The organism is Streptomyces sp. NPDC043853, from assembly GCF_056436025.1.
Map to the genome: position 1 here is coordinate 64,264 of NZ_JBWKDJ010000001.1, position 24,231 is coordinate 88,494.

Below are 24,231 nucleotides of genomic sequence, written 5' to 3' on the forward strand. Positions count from 1 at the left end.
GGGAGCGCAGTAACCAAACCCGGCGACGCTCCGTGATCGCACGGGCCCGGACGGCCACGGAGAGCAAAGGGACTAGTCCCGTAGTACGACGGGAGTACGGCGATCTTCTACCACGGGTGGAGGAATACCGGGATCACCGCACTGCATTCTGGAATACATGACTGCCCTCGCCCTGTCGTTACTGCTCAGCCTGGTGTCGGCGCTGGCTTACGCGGCCGGCGCGATCGTCCAGGAGCAGGTCGCCCTTGCCCATCCCGAACGCGCGTCCGCGGCGCTGCGGCAGCCGGGGTGGTGGGTGGCGGTCGCGCTGAACGGCGTGGGTGCGGTGCTCCACGTGGTGGCCCTGGCGTTCGGGCCGTTGAGCCTGGTGCAGCCGCTCGGGGCGCTGACGATCGTGTTCGCGCTGCCGCTGGCGGCGGTGTGCGTGGGGCGCCGGGCCGGTTCGGCCGCCTGGCGGGGGGCGTTGATCGCCACGGTGGGGCTGGCCGGACTGCTGGCGCTGACCGGCGGGGACCGGCGGTCGCAGACGCTGAGCGGACCGGAGCAGCTGATGCTGCTGGCCTTGACGGGCGCGGGTGCGGCGGTGCTGTTCCTGGCGGCCCGGGCGGTGCGGCGCAAGGTGACCCGGAGCGTCCTGCTGGCGGTGGCGGCCGGGGCCTCGTTCGGCATGGCCTCGGTGTTCACCAAGTCGGTGGCGGAGGGGTTCGACCCGACCTCGCTGCTGGCGCAGTGGCGGGACATGGCCGCGATCGCGGTGCTGGCCGGGGCGGGGCTGATGCTGTCGCAGGCCGCCTACCGGGGTGCCGGGCTGACCGCTCCCCTGGCCACGCTGACCGTGGTGAACCCGGTGGTGGCGGCCGCGGTGGGCATCACCCTGTTCGAAGAGGGGTTCCGGTACGGGGCTCCGGGGGCGTTGGCCGCGCTGCTGTGCGGCGGGCTGGCGGCGGCCGGCCTGCTGATGCTGATGGCCGTACCGCCGCACACGCGGGTGTCATCCGCCGCGGAGCTCTCGGACGCGGAGCTCTCGAATGAGGAGCTGTCGGTTTCGGAGTTCTCAGTTCCGGGGTTCTCGGTTTCGGAATTCTCGGTTCCGGGGTTCTCGGATGCAGGGGTCTCAGATGCTGACGCCGTGCCCGCGGAGGTACCGGAGCGGGTTGACGTCCGAGCCGTACCCGGGGCCCGTGCGTATCTCGAAGTGCAGGTGGGGGCCGGTGCTGTTGCCGGTGGACCCGGAGCGCCCGATGCGCTGTCCGCCGCCGACCTGCTGGCCGCTCTTGACGGAGAGCGCCGACAGATGCGCGTACTGGGAAAACTTCCCGTCGGTGTGGCGGATCACGACCTGGTACCCGTAGGCGCCGGCCCAGCCCGCGGACACGACCTCACCCGGCCCGACGGCCTTGACTGAGGTGCCGGTGGGCACGGGGAAGTCGATCCCGGTGTGGTATCCGCTGGACCACGAGGAGCCGGCCACCCCGTAGCCGGTGCCGATGGCCGCGTCCACGGGCGCGCTGTAGCCGGTCGCCCGCTGGGGCGCGGCCGGCTTCTTCTCCTGCTTCACCGGTACGGGCCGGGCGGTGTCGCCGGACTTCGGCAGTGCGGGCTTGGGCTGCGCGGCCTTCGGCGGTGCCGCCTTCGGGGGCGCGGGCCTGGGCGCGGCCGCCTTCGGGGGCGCGGGGCGCTGCGCGGGCGGCGCGGTGGTGACGCGCAGGGTGAGCCGCTGCCCCGGGAAGATCATGTCCGGGTCGGCGCCGACGGTGGCCCGGTTGGTCTCGTACAGCGCTTGCCACCCGCCCTCGACGTGCTGCTGTTGCGCGATGGCGGAGAGGGAGTCGCCGGGCGCGACGACGTAGGGGTTGGGGAGCACCGAGGTCTGGGTCGGGCGGGGCGAGGCGGTCTGCTGCTTCGGGACCGGCTGGGACCTCAGGACGGGGCGGTCGGCCGGCTTGCTGCCGGTCTTCCCGGCGGCCCGGCCCGTCGTGTCCGTGCGGGATGTCGTGTCCGTGCGGGGTGCCTGCCCGGCGCGGGTGAGACCGGCCTTCTTGGAGCAGACGGGCCAGGCCTGTGGGCCCTGCCCCTTGAGCACCTTCTCGGCGACGGCTATCTGCTGGTCCTTGGTGGCCAGGTCGGCGCGCGGGGCGTAGGCGGTGCCGCCGAAGGCGCGCCAGGTGCTCTGGCTGAACTGGAGTCCGCCGTAGTAGCCGTTGCCGGTGTTGATGTGCCAGTTGTTCGTGGACTCGCAGGACGCCACCTTGTTCCAGGTGTCCACGGACGCGGCGTGCGCGGTGCCAGCTCCGACGAAGGGTAACGCGAGCCCGGCGCCACCCGCGGTGACGGCCAGCGAGGCCCGGTTGATGTTGCTCGGCTGATACCGGCGGTGCCGGCCCCGTTCGCCCATGGGAGCCCCCCTTGATGACATCCGTAACGGCACAACCTAGTGTCGGGTCACGGACGTGACAAGGGTCGCAACCGGGCGCACACGACCGGAAGTTGATGTCCGAGCGGCCGGTTGTCGATCACCGCGGGAGGGTGTCGGTGCGGGGTCGGCCGGGCGGGCGCACGGGGGTGCGTGACGGCGCGGGCGGCGCGCGACGCGCCTTCCGCGCGGCCCTGCGGAGGACGCGGGCCCTCAGCTCCAGGGGCCGGGCTGCCCGGGCCCTCAGCTCCAGGGGCCGGGCTGCGGGACCGGCGCGGGCCCCGGCGGCGGGGGCACCGGGTCGGGCTCGGGGAAGGGCGGCGGCGTCGGCGGCACGGGCCGCGGTACGGGCTCGGGGTCCGGGAAGGGCGGTGCCGGCTCGGGGGGCGGTTCGGTCTGGTCCAGATTCGGTGCCATACACCCCACCTTCCCCCGGCCCGTCCCGGTATGCCCGCCGGGTCACTCCATGCGGAGGGCGGCCGCCAGCCCGAGCGCGGGCGCGGCCAGCACCGGTACGGCCGTGGCGGCCAGGGCGGCGGCACCCGTCATCGACACCTGGGCCAGCACGATCACGTCGGTGTCGGCCGGAGCGCAGGCGTCCACTGCCGCGGCCACCAGGGCGTGGGAGCCGTCCACGTCACCGGCCACGAAGCGGTCGAACGCCCCGGGTACGACGGCGGTCCGCACGGCCACGTCCCGTCCGGCGGCCCGCGCCTCCTCCCCGATCAGCTCCGCGGTGGGGCCGACGGTGCTCTCCACCGTCGCGAGGACGAGGATCCGGGGCCCCAGCCGGACGGCCTCGGCCGCCATCGGCCGGTCCACCCGCATCAGGGGCACGCCGAGCTCCGCCGCGAGTCCTTCCGCCACGCCGCCGATGGTCGAGCAGGTACAGAGCACGGCCCCGCCGGCCGCCCCGGCCTCCCGCAGCAGGCCGCGCAGCTCTGCCGCCACGGCGTCCGGACCCGCCTCCCGGGCCCGGGCGAGCAGCTCGGGCTCGACCACGTGGCGCAGCCCGGCGCCGGGGTGGTTCCGGTCCCGGAGCGCGTCGAAGACGGGAACATGCAGGGCGGAGGTGTGGAGCAGGGTCAGGCCCCGGCTCACCGGCCCCCTGCGGCCAGCTGCTCCTCGGCCGCCGCCACCAGCTCCGGCTCCGCCGCCGGGGCGAGCTCGGGGTGCTTGGCGGCCCAGGCCGCCGCGTACGGGCAGAGCGGCACCACCGGGACGCCCTCGGCGGCGGCGATCCCGTAGAAGGTCCGGACGAGGTCCCCGGCGATGCCGCGCCCCTCATGGCCGGGCTCGACCACGGTGTGCACGGCGACGAGGGCTCCGGGCGCGTCCTGCTCCAGCACGAAGTAGGCGATCACCCCGGCGAGCTGCTCGCCGTCCCAGGCCTCCAGCCGTCCGGCCTCCCGCCGGTCCCTGATCTCGATGCCCACGCGTCCCCCTCTGTCGTCAGCCTCTGACCTCAGCCTCTGTCGCCGGCCTCTGCCGCCGGCCGTGCGCCGTCGTCCTGCCGTGCCGCGGGTCAGGCGCCCACCGCGTGCGGGCTGCGGAGCTGGTCCGTGCCCGGCACCGGAGCGGAGGCGTCCGTGCCCAGCTCGATGATGCGGTTGTCCGCGTCCACGTGCACCACGCGCGGCTTGAGCGCCCGCGCCTCGGCGTCGTCGACCTGCGCGTAGGAGATGAGGATGACCAGGTCACCGGGGTGCACCAGATGGGCGGCGGCCCCGTTGATCCCGATCACCCCGGAGCCGCGCTCCCCCTCGATGACGTAGGTCTCGAGCCTGGCGCCGTTGGTGATGTCGACGATGTGCACGAGCTCGCCGGGCAGCAGGTCCGCCGCCTCCATGAGCTCGGCATCGACCGTCACGGAACCGACGTAGTGCAGGTCGGCCTGGGTGACCACAGCCCGGTGGATCTTGGACTTGAACATGGTGCGAAACATGAAGAAGCTCCCAAAATGTCTGCTCCCTGCCTGCTTCCCGCAGGTCAAGGGCGGTGCCCGGAGCCTACCTCGCCTTCCCCTGTGCGCGATACGCGCGGGTCGGCCGCCTGGCCACCTCGCGCGCCGATCGGGAACGCAAGCGGGCCCGACGCCGCGCGGTGCAGGAGGGCGACGGCCGGCGACCCAGGCCTGACTCCGACCGTCACTTTCGCCGTTGTCGGGACCTCTGCGAACTCTCCCCGTCGGCATGAGCCTGTCGCTGCCCAACTGCCCAGCAGTTTCAACGCGGTTTCGTCAGCAGGGGCAAAGTGGACGACCATGGGGGTGGCGGAAGGTCTTGGTGCCGGGTTGCCTTTTCCCGGACCTCCTGCGCCACCCACACCTGCCGAAATTCCGGCATGAACTCCAGGGTCCCGGCTCCCATGAACCGTCCATCCCCGGAGCTCGGCCAGGCCAACTCCCCGGCCCCCTGCACCGCAGGATCGAGCGACCACCCTGCTGCCTGGCCGGCAAGAACGGCACCCGCTTCCTCATCCGGAACCCCGGCGGCAGGCCCGGCATGGAACCTGTCGGCCGGGCGAGCGACCCTCCCCCCCTGTCGACCCACCGCGATGGACACCGGCGGGGTTCACCAGTTGGGGTTCAGCACCAGGGGGGTGTCGTCGGGGTCGGTCATCCAGGTGTCGAACTCTTCGGCGGTGAGGTGGAGGGGGATACCAGCGTGGTGGGCTGTGAGGGCGGCCAGTGAGGACAGCGCGCGGGCAGGGTCGGTGCCAGTGAGGTGTTCGCGGACGGGCGCGAGGGCGGGCAGAACGGTCGTGCAGGCGTGGGTACGTGGGCCCAGCGAGGCGGCCGCTGTGGCGACGAGGCCGGTGGTCAGGGAGGCGGCAAGGAGTTCGTGTTCGAGCAGGCGTGTCCCGGTACTTCCCGTGCCGCGGGCGATGACAAGGGCTGCCTGCAGGCCCTGAACGATGACGGTTCCGGCAGCCTGCCCCACGAGCCCGCCGACCAGCGCTCCGACGACGGGGACCGGGATCACGCTCTGGGCGACCGCACCGCAGGCCCAGGTGAGGGAGGCTTGTAGAGCGGCTTCGGCGCTGCGTGCGGCGAACTCGCTGCCGTCGATCTGCCCTTGCGCGAGTCGGAGACTCGCTTCGGCGACGGCAAGGGCTGCGGTTGCGGTGGCTGAGGCGAGTTCGCCGCCGCCGAATGCGGCGGGCAGATGGCCGGCGCGGCCTGCTGTGCGGACCAGGGACGCAAGCCCGGCCAGGGAGCCGGAGTGAGCAGCGCCGCGGGCCGCGGCCGCGGCTGCGGTGAGCGCGGCCTGGGCAGGGGAGGTCTCCCCGGCCCGGATCCGTCCCAGCTGCCCGGCAGCTGTGATCGCGGCCGCGGCCGCAGCGCCGGCTGCCGCCCCGGTGGCGGCGGCCGCGGCGGCTTCCCGGCCGACCGCCCGGCGTACCTGACCGCGCATCCACTTCTCCGGGTCGGTGGCGTGGCGGTGGGCATCGGCTATGTCCACCGGCTGCGAGGTGATGTCGCCGTACCGAATGGAGTCAGTGAGTTGAGCGCGGGCGTCGGCGTAGTCGGCGAAGCCGATTCCGTCCGGGTTCATGGTCAGGCGCCGTTGAAGGAGGCTGTCCACGGCGGCCACCTTGTCCCCGGCCACCAGGCGTGCCATACCCGTGTAGTGACTGCGACGGACCTGATGTGCGGTGCCGGACGCCGACGCCATCAGCTTGGCCTGCACCCGGCCGACCGTCTTCGCCCCGTCGACGAGCAGAATGTCCGCGGCAGCCGTGTGCGACCCACCCGCCACCCACTCCGACACCACAGCCCGCACACCGGACCCGGTCCGGGCTGCGGCCTGGTTGAACGAAAGCGCGTGCTCCACCTCGAAGAGATGGCCCGCCCGCTGCGCGTTGGCCAGGGCCGCATAGCGGCGAGCGAGGCGCTGCACCGTCTCCCTTGTATCCAGGGTCTCCATGGTCGACGCGGCGAACCTGCGGGTCGCCGCATCCGCCACCACCCATGCGGCCTCCCCCGCCGCCCGCGACGCGGCAGACGCCACCTTGTCGGCACCTGCGCTCACGCCGCGGCCGCCAGAGCCGCCAGCTGCGCGCGGGCGTCTGCGACCACTCTGCCCGACAGCTCGCCGACACGCCCGTCCTCGCCGGCCGGAGGCGCCCCCATCACAGCGACGGCGGCCACGGCCAAGTCGAACATCTGCTTCACCAAGGCCCGCGCGCCAGGACCGTACGACCCGTAGTCCTCGCAGCGGTCCACGAGTTCGGCGAATGCCGCCTGACGGGCCTTCATCGCCCGGCTCAGCTCTTCGAGGACCAGGCGTATCTCCCGGCTGCGTTGGAACACGGCCGACAGCACCGCCCGGGCCTTCTTCAGCTCCCGCTCGGCCTCGGCCAGTCGGCGAGCGAACTTCCTCTGCTCGTCCTTCGCCGCACGGCCGCGCCATTCCAGCAGGACACCCGCCGCGAGCAGCGCGGGGCCGGCGACCAGTGCCGTCATCACCAGCGTACCCGCCGCAACTCCGCCGCCCCCGGCCGCCAGAGAACCTCCACCCAGCCAGGCCAGGGTGGCACTGGTGGCCGCCGCCCCCGACAGCCCCGAAATCGCCGTACCCGTCGACGCCGTGGCGAGGGCTCCCACCGCCGCATAGGCCACAGCCCCCACACCGGCGCCGGTGACAGCCCCTCCGGCCAGTGAAGCCACCGCCGTGGCAGCCACGTGTTGCAGCTCGCGCAGCTCCACGTCCGGCACGCCCGCGCCGGCGGGCTCCACGGGTGCCAACTCCGCCAGGTCTACGTGCTTGAGCCGCTCGAAGACCGCTTGGAACGGAACCAGCGCCTGGTCGTAGACAGCCCTACGGCACTCCCCCTGCGCCTCGCTCTCCTGCCGGATGTGCCGCTCCAGCTTCTTGCGCCGGCGCTCCAGCTCCCCAAACTTCTGCTCGTTCCTGCGCGCGACCAGAACCGCTTCGACCATCGCCACCGGCATGGCAGGCCCACCCCCCTCCGCGCCGACACAGGGCGCGCTCAGTACGGCCGGCAGTCGCTGTTCTCCGGTCCCGCCACCATCCCCGCTCACACAGCCGAAGTGGCAGTGCGCCATCAAGTTACACAAAATGTCAAAGCATGCCACCCCGTGCACGCACCATGAGACGCGTCGATACTCCCCACCGCAACCAGTCCAGCTGCCTACGCGTCGGCATCGACACACCGAGCCCTGTCCAGACGCGATGTCCGGCTCAGGGCCTCGGGAGCATGCTGCCGGCTGCCGCAACTCTTCCTCGGGACCGGATTGGTGTGCAGCGGCCATGATGAGCACAGACCGAGATCCGGACCACTTCCCGACGCCGCATGGCAGTACGGAACAGCTCGCCGATGACCGTTAGCTGCGGCGCCGCCTGGAGCTGCGGGCGGCCGCCGCCGGCGAGGACACCGGCATCGTCCGGGAGCGCATTCTGAGCCTCCTCGACACCCGCCCCTTCGCCCGCTACGGGTACGTCGAGTACGCCGACGCCCATGCCTACGGCCGGCAGGCGGCAGAAGCCGTCACGGCACTGCGTGCGCTGACGGCGAGCGGCCGGTCGGCGGATGCGGTGGACGTGGCTCGCGAAGCCCTCCGGACTCTGGGGCGCACGTACGGCGAGATCGACGACTCGGACGGCCTGATCGGGGAGGTCGCCACAGGCCTGGCCCAAGCCCATTTGGAGGCTTGCCGGATCGCCCGACCTGACCCGGTGGAAACCGCCGAGTGGCTGGTCCGGTACCTGCTGGACGAGGTGAACGACGCCACCGACATCGACCTCTTCGACTACCGGGACGTTCTCGGTGAACCAGGCCTGACCCGGGCGCGCGCCTTGGTGGTGGCCGCGTGGCGGGCCAACCCGAAGGGATGGGTGGAGAAGTACCTCATGGAGCGCGTCCTGCGGGCCGACGGCGGGGGCGTGGACGCACTGGTCGAGGTCCACGCGGCGGACCTCGCCCCGAACGGCCACACGCATCTGGTGATCGCCCGGGAGCTCGAAGTGGCGGGCCGCGCGGCCGAAGCCCTGGAGTGGGCGGAACGCGGCCTGCGGGAGGCCGCCTCCGAATGGGGACCGGACAGCGATCTGGTCGACTACGTCTGCGAATGCTACGAGAAGGCCGGCCGCCTTGGTGACGTGGTCGCGGTCCGCCGCACCCTCCTGAGCACCCGCCCGTCGCCGGCCGCCTACCAGCAACTGCGTACGGCGGCCCGTGCGGCAGGAACCTGGGAGGGCGCCGAACGCACGGGCGCCCTTGCTGTACTGAAGGCCGTCACCCAGCCCGAGAAGGGCCGCTGGTACGGCGGCTCCCCGCTGGTCGACGCGCTCATCGACGACAACGACCTCCAGGCTGCCTGGCAGGCCGCCGGCGACGGCTACGCCGACCAGCGGCAGTGGCTCGCTCTGGCCGACCGGATCCGCGACCGGGAGCCGGCCGACGCGCTGAGCGTTTACCTCCGCTGGATCGAGCCGCTGCGCAAACAGACTGGCGACAGTGCCTACGAACGCCTCGCGGGGCTACTGCTCAGCGCCCGCGCCTGCCAGCGCGCGCTGGGTGCGGAGGAGGAGTTCGCCGCGTACCTGGCCGGCTTGCGCGCCGACCAGAAACGCAAGAGGAAGCTGATGGCCATTCTCGACCGGTACGGGCTCTGAGCAGCTGCCGCAGCAGGTCGAGGCCGAGGCCGTGTCGGCCCGGCGCAGACCCTCCGGCAGAACGGCGAGTGTGCGTGGGGCGGATCGCGACCTCTGCCTCATTCATCCGGGCCGGCGGTACTGCACCGACTCCGACGTGGCCGCCCCAAGTGCGTCGACCAGGCCATCGCCGCAGCCACACCTACGAAGGTCGCGGGCGGTGCTCTGCCGCCTCTGCTGCTGTCGTGGCCTTCGGGTCCTGCCGGGAAGCCAGCAGAGCCAGTACCCCGACCACGATCAGCCCGGGCGCGCCGGATACGGGGTAGAGGATCTGCAGCGGTACGCCGGTGGCGAGCAGGTACCAGCCCAGCTGTGCCGGGAGTCTGCCGGTGTCGCGGACGATGCGCCGGCTCAGGGTGCCCAGGGCGAGCAGGCCGAATCCGGCGAGGAAGAACCACATCTCGTATTCGCGCTGCGGCTTGCCGGGAGCGGCGTTCCAGAATCCGTCGGCGGCCAGGTCGTCGAAGGTGCTCGACGCGATCACGGCGACCGCGAAATGCGCCGCGGCCAGTGCCATGACGAGCCGGGGAATCAGCCGGGTCACTGCCGACCTCCTCTGTGTGGATGGTAAGGGCGATGGTGGCAGCGGCGGGTGGCGGCGGCATGGGCCGCGGTCACGCGGGCGGCCACCGGCCCCGCGCGCTCTCGCCACCTACGATTCGCTGAACTTCGGGGAGCCGATCAGTCAGCGGGTCCGCCAGACGGTGCCGCGTCGTTCGTACTCGAGCACGGTCTCTGCGAACACCGCACTCTGCGGGCCGAAGAAACGCTCGGTGAGCCAGAGCCCCAGGTCGATTCCCGAAGTGACTCCGCCGCAGGTGACCAGGTCACCGTCGTCGACGACCCGGCCGTCGACCACCTTCCCGCCCTGCGCCAGCAGGTCCTGCTTGGCGACGTGGTGGGTCGTACAGGGCCGTCCGGCGGTGATCCCGGCGGCGGACAGCAGCATGGTCCCGGAGCAGACTCCCGCCAGGGTCAGGCCGGGCCGACGGGCTGCGGCCAGTGCCTTGGGCAGGACGCCCCGGCGGATCTGCTCATCCAGTCCCGAGCCGTCGCCGTAACCGCCGCCGGGAACGACGAGCAGGTCGGCCGAGCGCGGGGACCACGGGGCGCGAATCACGATCTCCATGCCGGCCGAGGTGGTCACCGTGCGCGGACCCTGGGCGGTGACGAAAGTCTGATCGATCCTGCCATCGTGGCCGAGGACGCCGAAGACCTCGACCGGACCGGCGAAGTCCTGCTCTTCCACGCCGTCGTAGAGGACGGTGTGGACCCGCAGCGGTTTGCCGGTGGGTGCGGCGGGCGGTGCGGGCACGGCCTGGGCCGTGGACCGGTTCGAGGCCACGGCGGCGCCGAGCCCGGCTGCCGCGGCCACGCCGGATCGAAGCAGGTTCCGCCTGTGCATGTCGGTCCTCCGGAAGGGGTCGGGGTGCGGGGACGCGTCCCAGTCTTGTGGCGGTGCCCGGAGGGTGGGGAGTGGCACGAGTGCCGATGTGGCGCAAGATGCGGCCAGGGGCGGGAGGTCGCCGGAGCGGTCCGGTGCCCGGGCGGGCGACTCAGATCCGGAAGGCGGTGCGGTAGGACGTCGGGGTGGTACCGACGTGGCCGGCGAAGTGGTGTCGCAGGGTCTCGACGGAGCCAAAACCGGTTTGCTGCGCTATCCGACGCACCGGCACATCGGTCGTCTCGAGCAGTTCCCGTGCGCGCTGCAGGCGTTGATCGAGCAGCCAGCGAAGCGGCGTGGTGCCCGTCTGCGCGCGGAAGTGCCGCGCCAGGCTGCGCTTGCTCAGCGCCGCCCGGGCCGCGATGTCAGCGACGGTCAGCGGCCTGTGCAGGTTCTCGCGCATCCACTGGAGCGTGGGGCCGAGGTCCTCGCTGCCGCCTTCGGGATCCGGGTGCTCGATGAACTGTGCCTGGCCGCCGGAGCGCTGCGGCGGCATGACGATCATGCGTGCGACCTCGGCCGCGGCCGCCGCCCCGAAGTCGCGGCGCACCATGTGCAGGCAGAGATCCAGGCCGGCGGCGATGCCCGCGGAGGTCAGAACCGGCCCCTCGTCGACGAACAGGACGGAGGGGTCGACCTGCACGCCGGGGAAGGAGTCGGCCAACAGGCCGGCGTACCGCCAGTGGGTCGTCGCCCTGCGCCCTTCGAGCAACCCGGCCCGCGCCAGCACGAAGGCCCCCGTGCAGATCGACGCGATGCGCACTCCACGGGCTGCCGCGTCGCGCAGCAGCCGCACGACGCGCGGGTGCGGCTCCCGCTCCGCATCGATGCCGGGGACGATCACCGTGTCGGCCGCAGAGGCGTCGTCCAAACCGTGGGGGGACACGATACGGAAGGGCTCCAGCTCACCTGCGGTGGCGGTGACCGGCCGCTGCGCGCACACTCTGACGTCGTAGGCGCGGCCGCCACCGGGGTGCTGTGCGAGCGCGAAGACCTGACAGGGGATGGCGAGGTCGAACGCCGACACGCCGTCCAGGGCGAGAACGGCTATCACGTGCATGTCGCCGTACCCCTTCGTCACTGGTCCACCCCCCTCAGAGTCTGCGGGCGTGCCCCAGGTAGGTGACGGCCGGCCGGCTGTCGGGCGCGAGGACGAAGTCCACGAGTGGTGCGATCTCCTCGTCGGTGATCTGCCCGCGGCGGCGGGCGAGTACGGCCTTGATGAGGTTGCGCGGGTCCTTGGGTTTGAAGTCGCAGATGTCTTCGTTGATCAGCCCGTTGCGCTCCAGCATCTCGGCGAGTGCGCGCGGGGTCCGCAGCCGTGCCGCCGCATATCGTCCCGGAGGCATGATCCGGGTCATGGGCAACGCCTGGAACGCCCCGAGGTAGACCAGCCGGGACAACAGGGTGCGGTTGACGGTGTCGTAGACGAGGATGCCTCCGGGCTTGAGTACCCGGGCGGCCTCTCCCAGCACTCGCCGAAGGTGCGGAGTGATCTCGAAGGTATCGGCGTAGTAGGCGAGGTCGAACTCGGCGTCCTCAAGGCCCAGTTCCTCGGCCTGTGCGGTCTTGTACGTGATGCCGGGGCCGCCCCCAGGCTCCTCCGTCTCCTGAGCCATCGCAGTCGCGGCGGCGGACGGATCGACGGCGACGACGGCGAACCCCAGCCGCGCCAGGCCCCTCGCCAGCAGCCCGCGGCCGCTCCCGACGACCAGAGCCCGCCTGCCGGCCACGGCGGTCAGACCGTGTCTCTCCAGAGCGCCCGTCAGATATTCCATACGCACGTCCTGGAAGGCAACGGCTCTGATCTGGCGGCCGTCAACCGCCTCAGGGGACGGTGAGTCGAGCGCGACACGCGGAGCAACCATCACTTCTCCCTCTTCTCCCTCTTCTCTCTCTTCCGAGGTGACCCACCGCACGCCGTCCCCCGGTCGGCGGCGGCGCCCTCGGTGGCCCTGTCGCCGAGAGCCGGAAGCCGCGGACATCACGCATGGCCCGCTCGGCCACCAGCTCCAGCTCACCGGTGTCGGTACGCACCGGCCCCGCCTCCCGGGCCACCATCGTCACCCTTACACCCGGTACACGGCACAGCACCTCGTACGGCCCCTCGGCGTCCAGTGCGGTGAACCCGTCGTACAGCAGCACCGCGACGCGTCGATTCCCCACCTCTTCATGGCACCGGAGTCTTCTGTACCGACGGGATGCGCGCTCGTGGCATGTCCGGCATCCTGCGAATCCTGTCCCCGCTGACCCCATAGTGGTCCAGGAACGCCTGCCGCAGCGTCTGTGCCGACCCGAACCCGCAACGACGGGCGATCACGGCCAGCGGTAGCGTGCTGGACCGCACCAGGTGTACGGCCGCTTCCGTGCGGGCCGCCCGCACCGCCCGTGCCGGGGTCGTGCCGAGATGCGCGGTGAACAGGCGTGTCAGGTGCCGGGGGCTCACATCTGCCCGGGCCGCCAGCGCCCCGGGGGTCAGGTCCTCGGCCAGGTGGCCGGCGATGTAGCCGGTGAGGTCCCGTACGAGCCGGTCCTCCGGCGGCGGGGCGGCCAGGAACATGCTGATCTGGGCCTGATCGGCGGGCCGGTGCAGATAGGAGACGAGTTCCCGGGCCACGGCTCGGGCCAGCGTCGGCCCGTGGTCGTCCTCGATCAGAGACAGCGTCAGGTCGAGCGCGCTGGTGACCCCCGCGGAGGTGTAGACATTGCCGTCGCGGATGTGGAGCGGCCCCACGTCCACGGCCACGGCGGGGTGGCGGTCGGCGAGCTGCTCGCCGTATCCCCAGTGCGTGGTCACCCGCCGGTGGTCCAGTAAACCGGCGGCGGCGAGCACATAGGTGCCGGTGCAGACGGAGGCGACGCGACGACTGCGCTCAGCCAGTCGCCGCACCTGTGCCACCAGTCGTTCGTCCGCCGCCGCGTCCTCGTACCCGACTCCGCCCACGACGATCAACGTGTCCAGTCGCCCGGTCACCGATTCCAGCCCTCGACCCGGACCGAGCACGATCCCGGCCGAACTGCGGGCCGCTCGGCGGCCGAGGGTGCCCAGCTCTATGAGGTAGGGCGGGGCCGCACCGTACCGGTTGGCGATGTCCAGAGCGCCGCTCGGGCAGGCGATGTCGAGAATCTGCGCGTCGTCGTAAGCCACGATGAGGATGCGCCGCTGATTGTCCATGGGCCGATACCATCACGTCCCGCTGCCGTGCCCCTCGCGGTCGGGCAGCCGGGCGCCGACTCCGGCGCGCAGCGCGGCCGGGTCCGGGGGGGTCCCGGCTCGGGGACGACGTACCCGACGAGGTGGGTCTGGCCGACGCGTTCGCGCCGGCCCTTCCCTTCGCGCTCACCGCGCCGGCCGCGACCCTGTTCGTGCGCGGCGCGCCCCTGCGGACCGGCCGGGAGGGGTGAGCCGGTCTGCGGCCGGGCCGGGGCGAAGCCCGGGCGGCCGCCTCGCCGGGGCGGGACGAGCAGCACCTCGCGGTCGCCCCGCGGAAGCCGGTCGAGGACCTGCTTCACCCTGGCGAGGAACTCCTGGTCCTCCAGGCGCCCCACGAGTTCGTCCGCGAAGTCGGGCCGCAGCCCGGGCGCGGGCATCCGCTCCATCAGCGCCTGGTGTCGACGGCTCACCCGCCACCGCCGGTGCACCACGTAGTGCGCGATGCCCAGCAGCCACGGCAGCAGGCTGCCGCCCTCCGGATCCACCCTCTCGCGCAACCGCCATGCTTCGAGCGCAACCGAATCCGGTCCCTGACGCCCTGGTGAACCCTTCCGGCGCGAGGGGCGGAATCCATGACGTGTTTCCGACGCCGCAGGACGCGTGCATCAGTGATCCGTAAGAACTCGGGCGGGAGCCGTCAAAGTCCCGTTATCGGGTGACCACAGGTGTGGGACGGCGGGGATAGCTTCGGTGCCGTGCCCCGGATCGCCTCCCCGCGTCCGGGGCCTCAGCCGCCACTCGTGGTTCCTTGAGGAGAGCCCATGTGTCTGTTCCAGTACGACGACGATCCCGAGCCTGAAGAACGCGTCCCGGCCGGAGCCCTGTACGTGCCGGTCCGGCCGGGATGCCGGGGGGTCGTGCTGCGGCTGTTCCGCACGCCGCTGGGAGCCCGTACCGCCGTGGGCTTCACGAGCCCGGACGCGCTGGCCGCCACGCTCGGCGCGGGGCAGGCATGGGTCCGGCTCTCCGGATCCGCGCTCCGCGCCATGGCCGAGCCGCTCGGCGTGTCCTCACTGACCGTCGATCCGACCCTGACCGCTCCCGCGATCCGCGCGGGCGCTGCGGCACCGCCGCCGGACGCGGCGCAGGTTCCGCCGGCGTCCGCAATCGCCGCCCGGACCGCCTGATGGGAGAGTGCGTGACCACGGCCGTTCTCTCCGAGGTGCGAGCCGGCGGCGCCGATGACGACCTTTCCGTCTGGCCCGCCTCCACCGCGCGGCTCGCGCACGGGGGACTGACCGTCGGCGGGGTGTCGCTGGCGGAGCTCGGCGGGCGGTTCGACACCCCCGTCTACGTCCTGGACGAGGGCGAGGTGCGCAGGCGCTGCCGGAGCTACCGGGACGCCTTCCCCGAGGCCGACGTACTGTACGCCGCCAAGGCGTTCCTCTGCCGTGCGATGGTGCGCTGGGTGCGGGAGGAGGGCCTCGGCCTGGACGTCTGCTCCGCCGGGGAGCTGGAACTCGCCGTGACCGCCGGTTTCCCGGCCGAGCGGATGGTGCTGCACGGCAACGCGAAGTCGCCCCGTGACATCGAGGCCGCGCTGCGGCTCGGGGTGGGTCGGATCGTGATCGACAGCCCGTCGGAAATCGCCCGGATCGCTGCCGCCGTCGGCCCTCAGGGCCGGCAGAAGGTGATGCTGCGGGTGGTCCCGGGCGTCTCGGCCGGGGGCCACGACAAGATCCGCACCGGTACCGAGGGCCAGAAGTTCGGCCTTTCCCTGGGCGACGGGTCCGCGCAGCACGCCGTCATCCGCGTCCTCGCGCAACCGCAGCTCGAACTGGTCGGACTGCACTGCCACATCGGCTCCCAGATCACCGACGTGAAGCCCTACCTGGTGGCGCTGCGCCGCATGGTGGGCCTGATGTCCCGTATCCGAGAGGCGCACGGCGTCGTCCTGCCCGAGCTGGACATGGGCGGTGGCCACGGCATCGCCTACCGGGCCGGAGAACCCGCCCTCGACCTCACCGCGCTCGCCCGGAGGATGCGTGCCGAGCTGGTCGAAGGCTGCGCAGCCGCCGGGCTGACCGTCCCGCGGCTCCTCGTCGAGCCCGGCCGGGCCGTCGCCGGGCCGGCCGGCGTCGCCCTGTACCGGGTGCTCGCCGTCAAGCGCACCGGCGGGAAGGTGTTCGTCGCCGTGGACGGCGGCATGAGCGACAACCCGCGCCCCGCCCTGTACGGGGTGCGCTACGAGCCCCGGCTGATCGGCCGTCACTCCACGGCCGCGCCGTGCACGGCCACGGTCGTCGGCCGGCACTGCGAGGCCGGGGACGTCCTGGCCGCCGATGTCGAACTGCCCGGCGACGTCCACCCCGGCGACCTGCTCGCCGTCCCCGTGGCGGGCGCCTACCAGTTGTCCATGGCCTCCGGCTACAACCTCGTCGGCCGCCCGGCGGTCGTCGCGGTCCACGAGGGCACCGCTCGCCTCCTGGTCCGGCGCGAGACCCTGGACGACGTCCGGAGCCGTGATGTCGGCGTCTAGAACCGGCAGTGGGGCCGGGAGTTGGTCACAGCGGTGAGAGTCCCGCCGGGCCCGCGCTTCGGCGGGGGTCCGGCGGGTCCGGCTCGGCTTCTCGGCGCCGGACGTCAGCCCACGTGGAGCTGGGGCGGCGGGCCCGGTCGGGTTCTGCCTCGCGGACGACTCGCCGAGGCAGGAGATCCGGGAGCGGGGCGGGCGGATGCCGCACCCGCTCGGGAACCTGCGGGATGGACCGGCGCCGGCCGGCCGGGTGCGGATGCGGATCTCAGCCGAGGCCGGGGATGGTGGACACGACCAGGTCGATGAGCTTGATGCCCACGAACGGAAGGACCAGTCCGCCGAGGCCGTAGACGCCGAGGTTGCGGCGCAGCAGGTCGTGTGCGGAGGCGGGCTTGTAGCGGACGCCGCGCAGGGCGAGCGGGATCAGCGCGATGATGATCAGGGCGTTGAAGATGATCGCCGAGGTGATCGCGGAGGTGGGGCTGCTCAGGCCCATGACGTTGAGGGCTTCGAGCCCCGGGTACGCCGCGGCGAACATGGCGGGGATGATCGCGAAGTACTTCGCCACGTCGTTCGTGATGGAGAAGGTGGTGAGCGCGCCGCGGGTGATCAGGAGCTGTTTGCCGATCTCGACGATCTCGATGAGCTTGGTGGGGTTGGAGTCCAGGTCCACCATGTTCCCGGCCTCCTTGGCGGCCGAGGTGCCCGTGTTCATCGCCACGCCGACGTCGGCCTGGGCCAGCGCCGGGGCGTCGTTGGTGCCGTCACCGGTCATCGCGACCAGCTTGCCGTCGGCCTGCTCCCGCTTGATGAGGGCCAGCTTGTCCTCGGGGGTGGCCTCGGCGAGGTACTCGTCCACGCCCGCCTCCGCGGCGATGGCACGGGCCGTCAGCTCGTTGTCACCGGTCACCATGACGGTGCGGATACCCATCCGCCGGAGCTCCGCGAACCGCTCCCTGATCCCCTCCTTGACCACGTCCTTGAGGTGGATGATGCCCAGCACCCGCGGGCCGTCCCAGTCGTGGACGGCCACGAGGAGAGGTGTGCCGCCGGACGCCGAGACGGAGGCCGACCAGGCCGCGGCCTCGGCCGCCACGACACCGCCGCGCGCCGCCACCCAGTCGCAGACCTGTGTCACGGCGCCCTTGCGGATGGCGCAGCCCGCCCCGTTGGGCCAGCTCAGGTTGATGCCGCTCATCCGGGTGCGGGCGCTGAACTCGGTGAAGCGTGGATTGCTCAGGTCCTCGGGGGCGACCGGCGCGAGCCCGTACGCGTGGGCCAGGGCCACGACGGACCTTCCCTCGGGGGTCTCGTCGGCGAGGGAGGACAGCTGGGCGGCGTCGGCGAGCCTGCCGCCGTCGATGCCCGGCAGGGGGATGAAGGCCGTGGCTTCGCGGTTGCCCAGGGTGATGGTGCCGGTCTTGTCGAGGAGCAGGGTGCCGACGTCCCCCGCGGCCTCGACGGCGCGGCCGCTCATCGCGATGACGTTGCGCTGGACCAGGCGGTCCATGCCCGCGATGCCGATGGCGGAGAGCAGGGCGCCGATCGTGGTGGGGATGAGGGTGACGAGGAGGGCGACCAGCACGGTCGTCGACTGGGCGGCACCGGCGTAGGCGGCCATCGGCTGGATGGCGGCCACGATCAGGATGAAGATGAAGGTCAGGGCGGCCAGCAGGATGTTCAGCGCGATCTCGTTGGGGGTCTTCTGCCGGGACGCGCCCTCCACCAGCGCGATCATGCGGTCGATGAAGCTGTTGCCGGGGCGCGAGGTGACCCGTACGACGACGGAGTCGGACAGCACGGTCGTCCCGCCGGTGACGGCGGTCCGGTCGCCGCCCGATTCCCGCAGTACCGGGGCCGATTCGCCGGTGACGGCGGACTCGTCCACCATGGCCGCGCCGTCGACCACGTCGCCGTCGGCCGGGATCAGCTCGCCGGCTTCGACGAGCACGAAGTCGAAGGGCTGGAGCTCGGCCGGGGTGACGGCCTCGGTCCGGGCCTGCCGCAGGTTCGCACCGTACGTCCAGTGCTCCAGCCGCAGCGCGACGGTGTCCGTGCGGGCCTTGCGCAGCGAGGCCGCCTGGGCCCGGCCGCGGCCCTCGGCGACCGCCTCGGCCAGGTTGGCGAAGAAAACCGTCAGCCAGAGCCAGACGCTGATCACCCAGGTGAAGACGGACGGGTGGACGAGCGCCGAGAGCGTGGTCAGGACGGATCCCACCGCGACCACGAACAGGACCGGCTTCTTGACCAGTTCGCGCGGGTGGAGTTTGGCGACGGCCTCCCGCGCGGAGGCGGCGAGGAGCTCGGGCTCCAGCACGTTCACCTGACCGGAGCGTTTCCGGGACGGCCGGTTGACCGGGGCCCGCGGAGGAGTTCCAAGGCCCGGAGGAACGTGCTGCGCGGTGGCGGGAGGCATGAAGCGACCTTCTGGTGGGTTCGGCTGGGCGGTGGGTTCGGCTGGGCGGCACCGAGCCCTTGCCGACGAGAGGCCGGGCAAGGGCTCGGTACGGGTGAGAGGTGCCGCCGGGGGCTCCTCCATGGACCCCCTCGGCCGTCATGTGAGCATGCGAGCTCCTCCGGCGGCGCAACAGGCAGGAAACTACTGCCCGTTCCGGGAGAAGTGGCCGGGCCGCCGGGGGAATTGGCACCTTCTTGACGGCGGCGCACGGGACGCGTCAAGCCGCCGCCAACAGCACGTCAAGGCGGGTCGGCGGGGATGCGGAAGCGCAGGCCGCAGACCGTACGGGGCGCGTCAGAAGGTGGGCGCCGCAGATCACTGAGCACACCGACCGGCCGCACGGGGAGATCGACTGCGCGTCGTCGCTCGGTGGCAGCGGCGTGGATCGCGGACGGCTGCAGCGTGACGACCGTCAGCGGGAAGACGATCGTGAGCGAGGCCGGCAGGACACCCCCACGGAAGGCGCCCAGAACCACGCGAGCCGTCCGGCCCCGGTATCCCCACACCGGAAGCCGGACGGCTCTTGGGTTGTGCGACGGCCGACCCGGCACGCGCGCCTCGTCCGAACCCCTACGAGCCGGACTCGGCGCCTCCTTCCGGCAGTGTCCATGCCACCGCCTCCGGACGTGCACCGCGGGACCGTCTTCCCGTACCGTCGCGGCTCGATTCTGACGCCGGCCGGCAGCCCCGGCAGCATTCCTTGACGGGTTCCTTCCGCGTGGTGCCGATCTTTGACGCGGCCCTGACGGACCGGCATCAGAGGGGTGTCAAGGAGCCCTTGAGAACTTGCCTCCGCCTCCTCCGATGGGGTGGGATGGCGTTCATGAACAGCGGTCCGCGCCATGACGATCGGCCACCGCCACGGCGAAGCCGTGCCGGTGTCACGTCGGTGCAGCCGACGGCGCCCGCTGTCCGCCCGGCCGTCTGACACCAGACGTCAGGCCGCGCGTCCTGCGCATACGGTGCGCCGGGTCCTGAAGGACTCCGGCCGCTGCTCCGTACGCGTACTCACCTTCACCGCATGACCGCCAACCCGCGCCCCGGCCTCGCTCCGGGCCGCCGGGCACACCGGCCATGCCTCCTTCCGGGAACCCACATGCCTTCATCCCTGTCCGGTCGTACCGTCCTGGTCACCGGCGCCACCTCCGGCATCGGCTACGAGACCGCGCGCCGACTCGCCGAGAGCGGCGCCACCGTCCTCCTGCACGGCCGCACCGCCGAAGAGGCGCGGGCGGCCACCGACCGGCTCATCGCCACCGCCGGCATCGCCGCCGACTCGGTGCGCCCGTTCGCCGCCGACTTCGCCCGCCTGGAGGAGGTCGAGAACCTGGCCCACGCCGTCGTGCGCGACCACCCGCACCTGGACGTACTCGTCAACAACGCGGGCATCGCCGCACCCGAGCGCCACACCCTCACCGTCGACGGCAACGAGGTCGCCTTCCAGGTCAACTTCCTCGCCCACTACCTGCTCACCAACCTGCTGGAGCCGGCTCTGACGAGCGACCCCGGCGGGCGCGTGGTCAACGTCTCCTCCTCGCTCCACCGCACCGCCGCCATCCAGTGGAGCGACCCGAACCGGGAGCGCCGTTACTCCAGGCTCGCCGCCTACGCGCAGTCGCAGCTGGCCCTGACCGTCTTCGCGTCCGACCCGCGGGTGACCGCCGTGTCCGTCCACCCCGGGGTCTGCGAGACCGGCCTGCTGCCCCTCTACGGGCACGAGGGCACGAGCGCCGCCGAGGGCGCGGCCCATGTCGTACGGCTCTGCGATCCGGCCACCGAGATCGTCAACGGCGCCTACTACGACCGCGCCGAGCGCGTCGCCCCGGCGGCTGCCGCCACCGAGGACCGCACCATCAAGCGCCTCAACAAGCTCGCCGACCTCCTCGTCGGCCACACCGCCTGAAGGGAACCACCACCGCCATGTCCAAGCGCGCACGCAAGAAGAGGGCCCGCCGCAGGAAGGGCGCCAACCACGGCGGCAAGCCCGGCCAGCGCTGAACCTCCCCCGGCCCGCGGGGCGGCCCTCCCTGAAAGGCCGCCCCGCTTCCGTACCGGAACGAGGAAGTCCGGTCAGCGCTGATAGGTCCCCATCAGGGTGCCGGAGGCCAGTTCCCGGCCCTTCAGGGCGCGGTGCACGTCCTCGGCGCTCGGGTGGCCGTGCAGCGGCAGTGACCCGGACAGGGCGTACAGGCGGAAGAAGTAGCGGTGCGGCCCGTGCCCCGGTGGCGGCATCGGCCCGCCCCAGCCCACGTGCCCGAAACCGTTGGGCCACGGCAGGCCGCCGTGGGGTTTCTGCCCCTCCACCACCCCGGCCGTCGCCGGATCGATCCCGGTCACCAGCCAGTGCAGGAAGGTCGCCCCCGGTGCGTCCGGATCCTCGCAGAGGATCACCAGCTCCGTGGCCTCCTGGGGCACCCCCGACCAGGTCAGGGGCGGCGAGATGTTCTCGCCCTCACCGCTGTACCGCCGGGGGATCACCGCGTGGTCCTCGAACGCCGTACTGCTGATCTCGATTCCGCTCATGCGCGCCGCCATACCCGTGGGCGGCGGCACCGCCACCGGTCCGCGGCACAATCCCCCCGTTCGGCCGAGCCCCACCGGTGCGCCGCCGCCGGGACGGCGGTGGAGCGTGGGGAGCGTGGGGAGCGTGGGGAGCGCTCAGATGATGTCCTCGGCGATCTCCGCCTGTTCCCGGGCGTTCCCGTAGGCGGAGGGGGTGCCGTACGAGCGGCGGGCGGCGTACCACCAGGCGCTGGCGAGGAGCAGCACCACCGCCAGGGCGATCACCGCGTAGTTCATCGAGTCGACGGTGACCGGGGACTTCTGCGGCAGGCAGAACAGGACGGTGACCACGGCCACCCAGGCGACGGCGGTCCACCCGATCGGCTTGCTCCAGCGGCCCAGGTTCCACGGGCCGGGCTCGAACCGGTGGCCGGCGCGCAGGCGGAGGTAGATCGGGATCGCGTAGGCCGGCGTGATGCCGATGACGTTGATGGCGGTCACGGCCCCGTAGGCGGTGGTGGAGTACAGCGAGGGCAGCGCCAGTACGCCCGCGGCGGCGACCGAGAGCCAGACGGCCGGGACGGGTGTCCGGGTACGGCTGCTGATCCTGCGCCACAGGGTGGAGCCGGGGAGCGCGTTGTCACGGCTGAACGCGAAGACCATCCGGCTGGCGGCGGCGACCTCGGCGTTGCCGCAGAAGAGCTGGGCGACGATGACGACGAGGAGCAGGGCGGTGGCGCCGCCGGATCCCAGGGCGTCGAGGAAGATCTGTGCGGGCGGGACGCCGGTGACGGTGCCCTGGACGGCCGCGTAGTCCTCGATGGCGAAGGTGAGACCCGCGAGCAGCGCGAATCCGGCGATCCAGGAGACCCAGATGGCCCGGACGATGCCCTTGGCGGCGGAGACCGAGGCGTTGGAGGTCTCCTCCGAGAGGTGCGCGGAGGCGTCGTAGCCGGAGAAGGTGTACTGGGCGAGCAGCAGGCCGACCGCCGCCACGTAGAACGGGTTGGCCCAGCCGGTGTCGTTGACGAACTCGGTGAAGACGAACGAGGGCGACTGGTGGTGGTCGGGGACGAAGGCCAGGGCGCCGACGATCACGGCGACCCCGGCCAGGTGCCACCAGACGCTGATGGAGTTGAGCAGGCTGACGAGGCGGACGCCGAAGAGGTTGAGGGCGGCGTGCAGCAGCAGGATGGCCAGGAAGATCAGGAAGGTCGAGCCGGGGGTGGGCGTGAAGCCGAACTGGAGGTTGAGGAAGGCGCCGGTGAACAGGGCGGCGCCGTAGTCGATCCCGGCGATGGCGCCGAGCAGGCCGAGCAGGTTCAGCCAGCCGGTGTACCAGCCCCAGCGGCGTCCGCCGAGCCGGTCGGCCATGTAGTAGAGCGCGCCCGAGGTGGGATAGGCGCTGGTGACCTCGGCCAGGGCGAGACCCACGCAGAGGACGAAGAGGCCGACGCCGGCCCAGCCCCACAGCATCACGGCAGGACCGCCGGTGCCCAGGCCGAACCCGTACAGGGTCATGCAGCCGGACAGGACGGATATGACCGAGAAGCTGATGGCGAAGTTGCCGAAGGGGCCCATCCGGCGGGCGAGGACGGGCCGGTAGCCCAGTTCCCTGAGCCGTTCCTCCTCGTCCTTCCGGGGTGGGGTTCCGGGGACCTGGAGTGGGGCCGGGGCGCTGCGGGACATGACGGGGTACCTCCGGCGTTCGTGGAGCGCGGGGACGGAAGAACGGGGCGGTGGGGCGGATGGAGCTGTGCCGAGGAGCGGGGGTCAGGCCCGGTCGGCCAGGCTCCGGGACCGGGCCTGCAGGAAGACCTCTTCGGCCAGTGCCCGGTCGGCCGGGTCGCGGGTCCGTTGGGCCCACGGCTGGACGGTCCAGTACCGGCCGATCGCGTCGAAGACCTCGGCCGCCTCGGCGAACCGGTGGGCTCCCCAGAGGGCATGGGCGAGATGGTTCAGGTCGAGCGGGGAGGCACGGCGCGGATCGGCGCGCCGGAACCAGCTGTCCAGGGCGTGGGTGGCGTCCCGGACGGCGTCCCCCGCGACCCAGTGGAGGTCGAGCGCCCTCTCCTGGTCGTGTGTACGGCGGTAGCGTTCGACGCTCAGGTAGAGCGGCAGGAGGTGCACTGCCGACCCGGGCGCGGCGGAGCCGACCGCCCAGTGCACGAAGTTGGCGGCCTCGAGGAACGGTCCGGGCGGGCCCGGCAACACGAACTGGAGCATCCGGTGGTACGCCTCGCGGTTGTGCGGGTCCCGTTCGTCGGCCCGGGCGAGGATGCCCCAGGGGCCGGGAGGCAGCATCAGGGCGGGCGGCGGGAGCCGGTGCTCCTCCATCGAGCGGTGCTCGTCGAGAGGGGCGAGGGCCAGCAGGCAGACCCAGGGCACGGGGTCGGCCGGGCTGATCCCGGCGGTCTGCCGGCAGGCCGCCCAGGCCTCCTGCCAGAGCTCGTGCGTGCTCGGGTGCCGCGCGCGGTGGGCGCGGACGGCCCGTTCGACGGCGACACGGGTGTGCATCACGGTCGCGGCGACGCTGTGCGGCTGCTCGGCCCGCCAGGCCTGGACCACGTCGGATCCGGCGGCCACCGCGGCGAGGACCTGGGTGCGCTGGGTCCACAGCCCCCAGGCGTCCGTGCGTTCCAGTAACCGCGCCGTCGACAGCCACCGGCCGGTGCGTAAGTCCTGAACCGCGGCGCGCAACTCGTCGTCGTGGCCGGCGGGGTGGTAGACGGGCCGGGAATCGCTGCCCGCCATCACCTCGTCCCGGTCGACGGGTGGCAGGGACGAGCCTTTCGTGCGGTGGTCGTGGTCATCAGTCCTCGGATCGCATGGCCGTCGCGCCCTGTTGATCGGCGATCACTATAGAGCGAGTGCGCGCATCCGCATCCCCGGCGTCGGTCGAACACAAGTATCAAGCCACAGAGGGGATATGAACGTACGTCAGCCCGCGCTGCGGCCGGCGGGCGGATCTTGACGGGTGAACTCTGCTGGTGAAGGCTTCCCTACCGACGCCGCAGGGGATCGACACCGGCGATCGACTTTGC

General features: G+C 72.3%; 20 protein-coding genes and 2 pseudogenes. 6 read left to right on the forward strand and 16 right to left on the reverse strand.

Going from position 1 to position 24,231, the window contains the following annotated elements; all coding sequences use genetic code 11:
* Positions 1-157: 157 nt before the first annotated feature.
* Positions 158-964, forward strand: a pseudogene (locus AC067U_RS00285) (DMT family transporter); the annotation flags it as partial.
* A gap of 64 nt (positions 965-1,028) precedes the next feature.
* A pseudogene (locus AC067U_RS00290) lies at positions 1,029-1,076 on the forward strand (hypothetical protein); the annotation flags it as partial.
* Positions 1,077-1,114: 38 nt separating this feature from the next.
* Here AC067U_RS00290 and AC067U_RS00295 read toward each other — a convergent pair.
* The 7 genes from AC067U_RS00295 to AC067U_RS00325 all read right to left on the reverse strand — a co-directional run bounded on the left by AC067U_RS00295 (position 1,115) and on the right by AC067U_RS00325 (position 7,370).
* Positions 1,115-2,395: a transglycosylase family protein gene (locus AC067U_RS00295; protein WP_478827357.1), complete on the reverse strand. Its 1,281-nt coding sequence runs from the start codon at positions 2,393-2,395 to the stop codon at positions 1,115-1,117.
* Positions 2,396-2,656: 261 nt separating this feature from the next.
* Positions 2,657-2,830 (reverse strand): hypothetical protein, encoded by a 174-nt coding sequence (locus tag AC067U_RS00300; protein ID WP_478827358.1) that lies wholly within the window; start codon positions 2,828-2,830, stop codon positions 2,657-2,659.
* 42 nt (positions 2,831-2,872) lie between these two features.
* Positions 2,873-3,514 (reverse strand): arylsulfatase, encoded by a 642-nt coding sequence (locus AC067U_RS00305; protein ID WP_478827359.1) that lies wholly within the window; start codon positions 3,512-3,514, stop codon positions 2,873-2,875.
* A complete protein-coding gene (locus tag AC067U_RS00310; protein WP_478828241.1) occupies positions 3,511-3,843 on the reverse strand; it encodes a GNAT family N-acetyltransferase in 333 nt (110 codons plus the stop codon). The genes AC067U_RS00305 and AC067U_RS00310 overlap by 4 nt, the downstream gene beginning before the upstream one ends.
* Before the next feature lie 95 nt (positions 3,844-3,938).
* Positions 3,939-4,358, reverse strand: coding sequence for an aspartate 1-decarboxylase (panD, locus tag AC067U_RS00315; protein ID WP_478827360.1), 420 nt, complete (start codon positions 4,356-4,358; stop codon positions 3,939-3,941).
* A gap of 628 nt (positions 4,359-4,986) precedes the next feature.
* Positions 4,987-6,426 (reverse strand): hypothetical protein, encoded by a 1,440-nt coding sequence (locus tag AC067U_RS00320; RefSeq protein ID WP_478827361.1) that lies wholly within the window; start codon positions 6,424-6,426, stop codon positions 4,987-4,989.
* Between the two features lie 17 nt (positions 6,427-6,443).
* The gene (locus tag AC067U_RS00325) at positions 6,444-7,370 is read right to left on the reverse strand and encodes a hypothetical protein (protein ID WP_478827362.1); all 927 of its coding nucleotides are present in this window, start codon (positions 7,368-7,370) and stop codon (positions 6,444-6,446) included.
* A 610-nt stretch (positions 7,371-7,980) separates the two neighbouring features.
* Between AC067U_RS00325 and AC067U_RS00330 the strand changes: the two genes are divergently transcribed.
* A complete protein-coding gene (locus tag AC067U_RS00330; protein WP_478827363.1) occupies positions 7,981-9,054 on the forward strand; it encodes a hypothetical protein in 1,074 nt (357 codons plus the stop codon).
* A gap of 181 nt (positions 9,055-9,235) precedes the next feature.
* Here the strand turns inward: AC067U_RS00330 and AC067U_RS00335 are convergent, their stop codons facing one another.
* The 5 genes from AC067U_RS00335 to AC067U_RS00355 all read right to left on the reverse strand — a co-directional run bounded on the left by AC067U_RS00335 (position 9,236) and on the right by AC067U_RS00355 (position 13,694).
* Entirely contained in the window at positions 9,236-9,637 is a 402-nt protein-coding gene (locus AC067U_RS00335; RefSeq protein WP_478827364.1) for a DUF6463 family protein, read from the reverse strand.
* A 141-nt stretch (positions 9,638-9,778) separates the two neighbouring features.
* Positions 9,779-10,498, reverse strand: a complete 720-nt coding sequence (locus AC067U_RS00340) for a DJ-1/PfpI family protein (RefSeq protein ID WP_478827365.1) — start codon at positions 10,496-10,498, stop codon at positions 9,779-9,781.
* Between the two features lie 151 nt (positions 10,499-10,649).
* Positions 10,650-11,597 (reverse strand): GlxA family transcriptional regulator, encoded by a 948-nt coding sequence (locus tag AC067U_RS00345; protein WP_478827366.1) that lies wholly within the window; start codon positions 11,595-11,597, stop codon positions 10,650-10,652.
* Between the two features lie 34 nt (positions 11,598-11,631).
* Positions 11,632-12,315 carry a class I SAM-dependent methyltransferase gene (locus tag AC067U_RS00350; protein WP_478827367.1) on the reverse strand — a complete coding sequence of 228 codons (684 nt, stop codon included), beginning with the start codon at positions 12,313-12,315 and terminating at the stop codon, positions 11,632-11,634.
* Between the two features lie 392 nt (positions 12,316-12,707).
* Entirely contained in the window at positions 12,708-13,694 is a 987-nt protein-coding gene (locus AC067U_RS00355; protein ID WP_478828242.1) for a GlxA family transcriptional regulator, read from the reverse strand.
* Positions 13,695-14,512: 818 nt separating this feature from the next.
* Between AC067U_RS00355 and AC067U_RS00360 the strand changes: the two genes are divergently transcribed.
* On the forward strand, positions 14,513-14,878 hold the full coding sequence (locus AC067U_RS00360) for an SAV_915 family protein (protein WP_478827368.1): 366 nt from the start codon (positions 14,513-14,515) through the stop codon (positions 14,876-14,878).
* 11 nt (positions 14,879-14,889) lie between these two features.
* Positions 14,890-16,230, forward strand: a complete 1,341-nt coding sequence (gene lysA / locus AC067U_RS00365) for a diaminopimelate decarboxylase (RefSeq protein WP_478827369.1) — start codon at positions 14,890-14,892, stop codon at positions 16,228-16,230.
* Positions 16,231-16,492: 262 nt separating this feature from the next.
* On the opposite strand, the gene kdpB is transcribed toward lysA, so the two are convergent.
* On the reverse strand, positions 16,493-18,643 hold the full coding sequence (gene kdpB / locus AC067U_RS00370) for a potassium-transporting ATPase subunit KdpB (protein ID WP_478827370.1): 2,151 nt from the start codon (positions 18,641-18,643) through the stop codon (positions 16,493-16,495).
* 1,138 nt (positions 18,644-19,781) lie between these two features.
* Here kdpB and AC067U_RS00375 point away from each other — a divergent pair.
* Entirely contained in the window at positions 19,782-20,588 is an 807-nt protein-coding gene (locus AC067U_RS00375) for an SDR family NAD(P)-dependent oxidoreductase (protein ID WP_478827371.1), read from the forward strand.
* Between the two features lie 167 nt (positions 20,589-20,755).
* On the opposite strand, the gene AC067U_RS00380 is transcribed toward AC067U_RS00375, so the two are convergent.
* The 3 genes from AC067U_RS00380 to AC067U_RS00390 form a co-directional block, all read right to left on the reverse strand.
* A complete protein-coding gene (locus tag AC067U_RS00380) occupies positions 20,756-21,208 on the reverse strand; it encodes a YbhB/YbcL family Raf kinase inhibitor-like protein (protein ID WP_478827372.1) in 453 nt (150 codons plus the stop codon).
* Between the two features lie 135 nt (positions 21,209-21,343).
* A complete protein-coding gene (locus AC067U_RS00385) occupies positions 21,344-22,876 on the reverse strand; it encodes an amino acid permease (protein WP_478827373.1) in 1,533 nt (510 codons plus the stop codon).
* A gap of 84 nt (positions 22,877-22,960) precedes the next feature.
* Entirely contained in the window at positions 22,961-23,941 is a 981-nt protein-coding gene (locus AC067U_RS00390) for a hypothetical protein (protein ID WP_478827374.1), read from the reverse strand.
* Positions 23,942-24,231 lie beyond the last annotated feature (290 nt).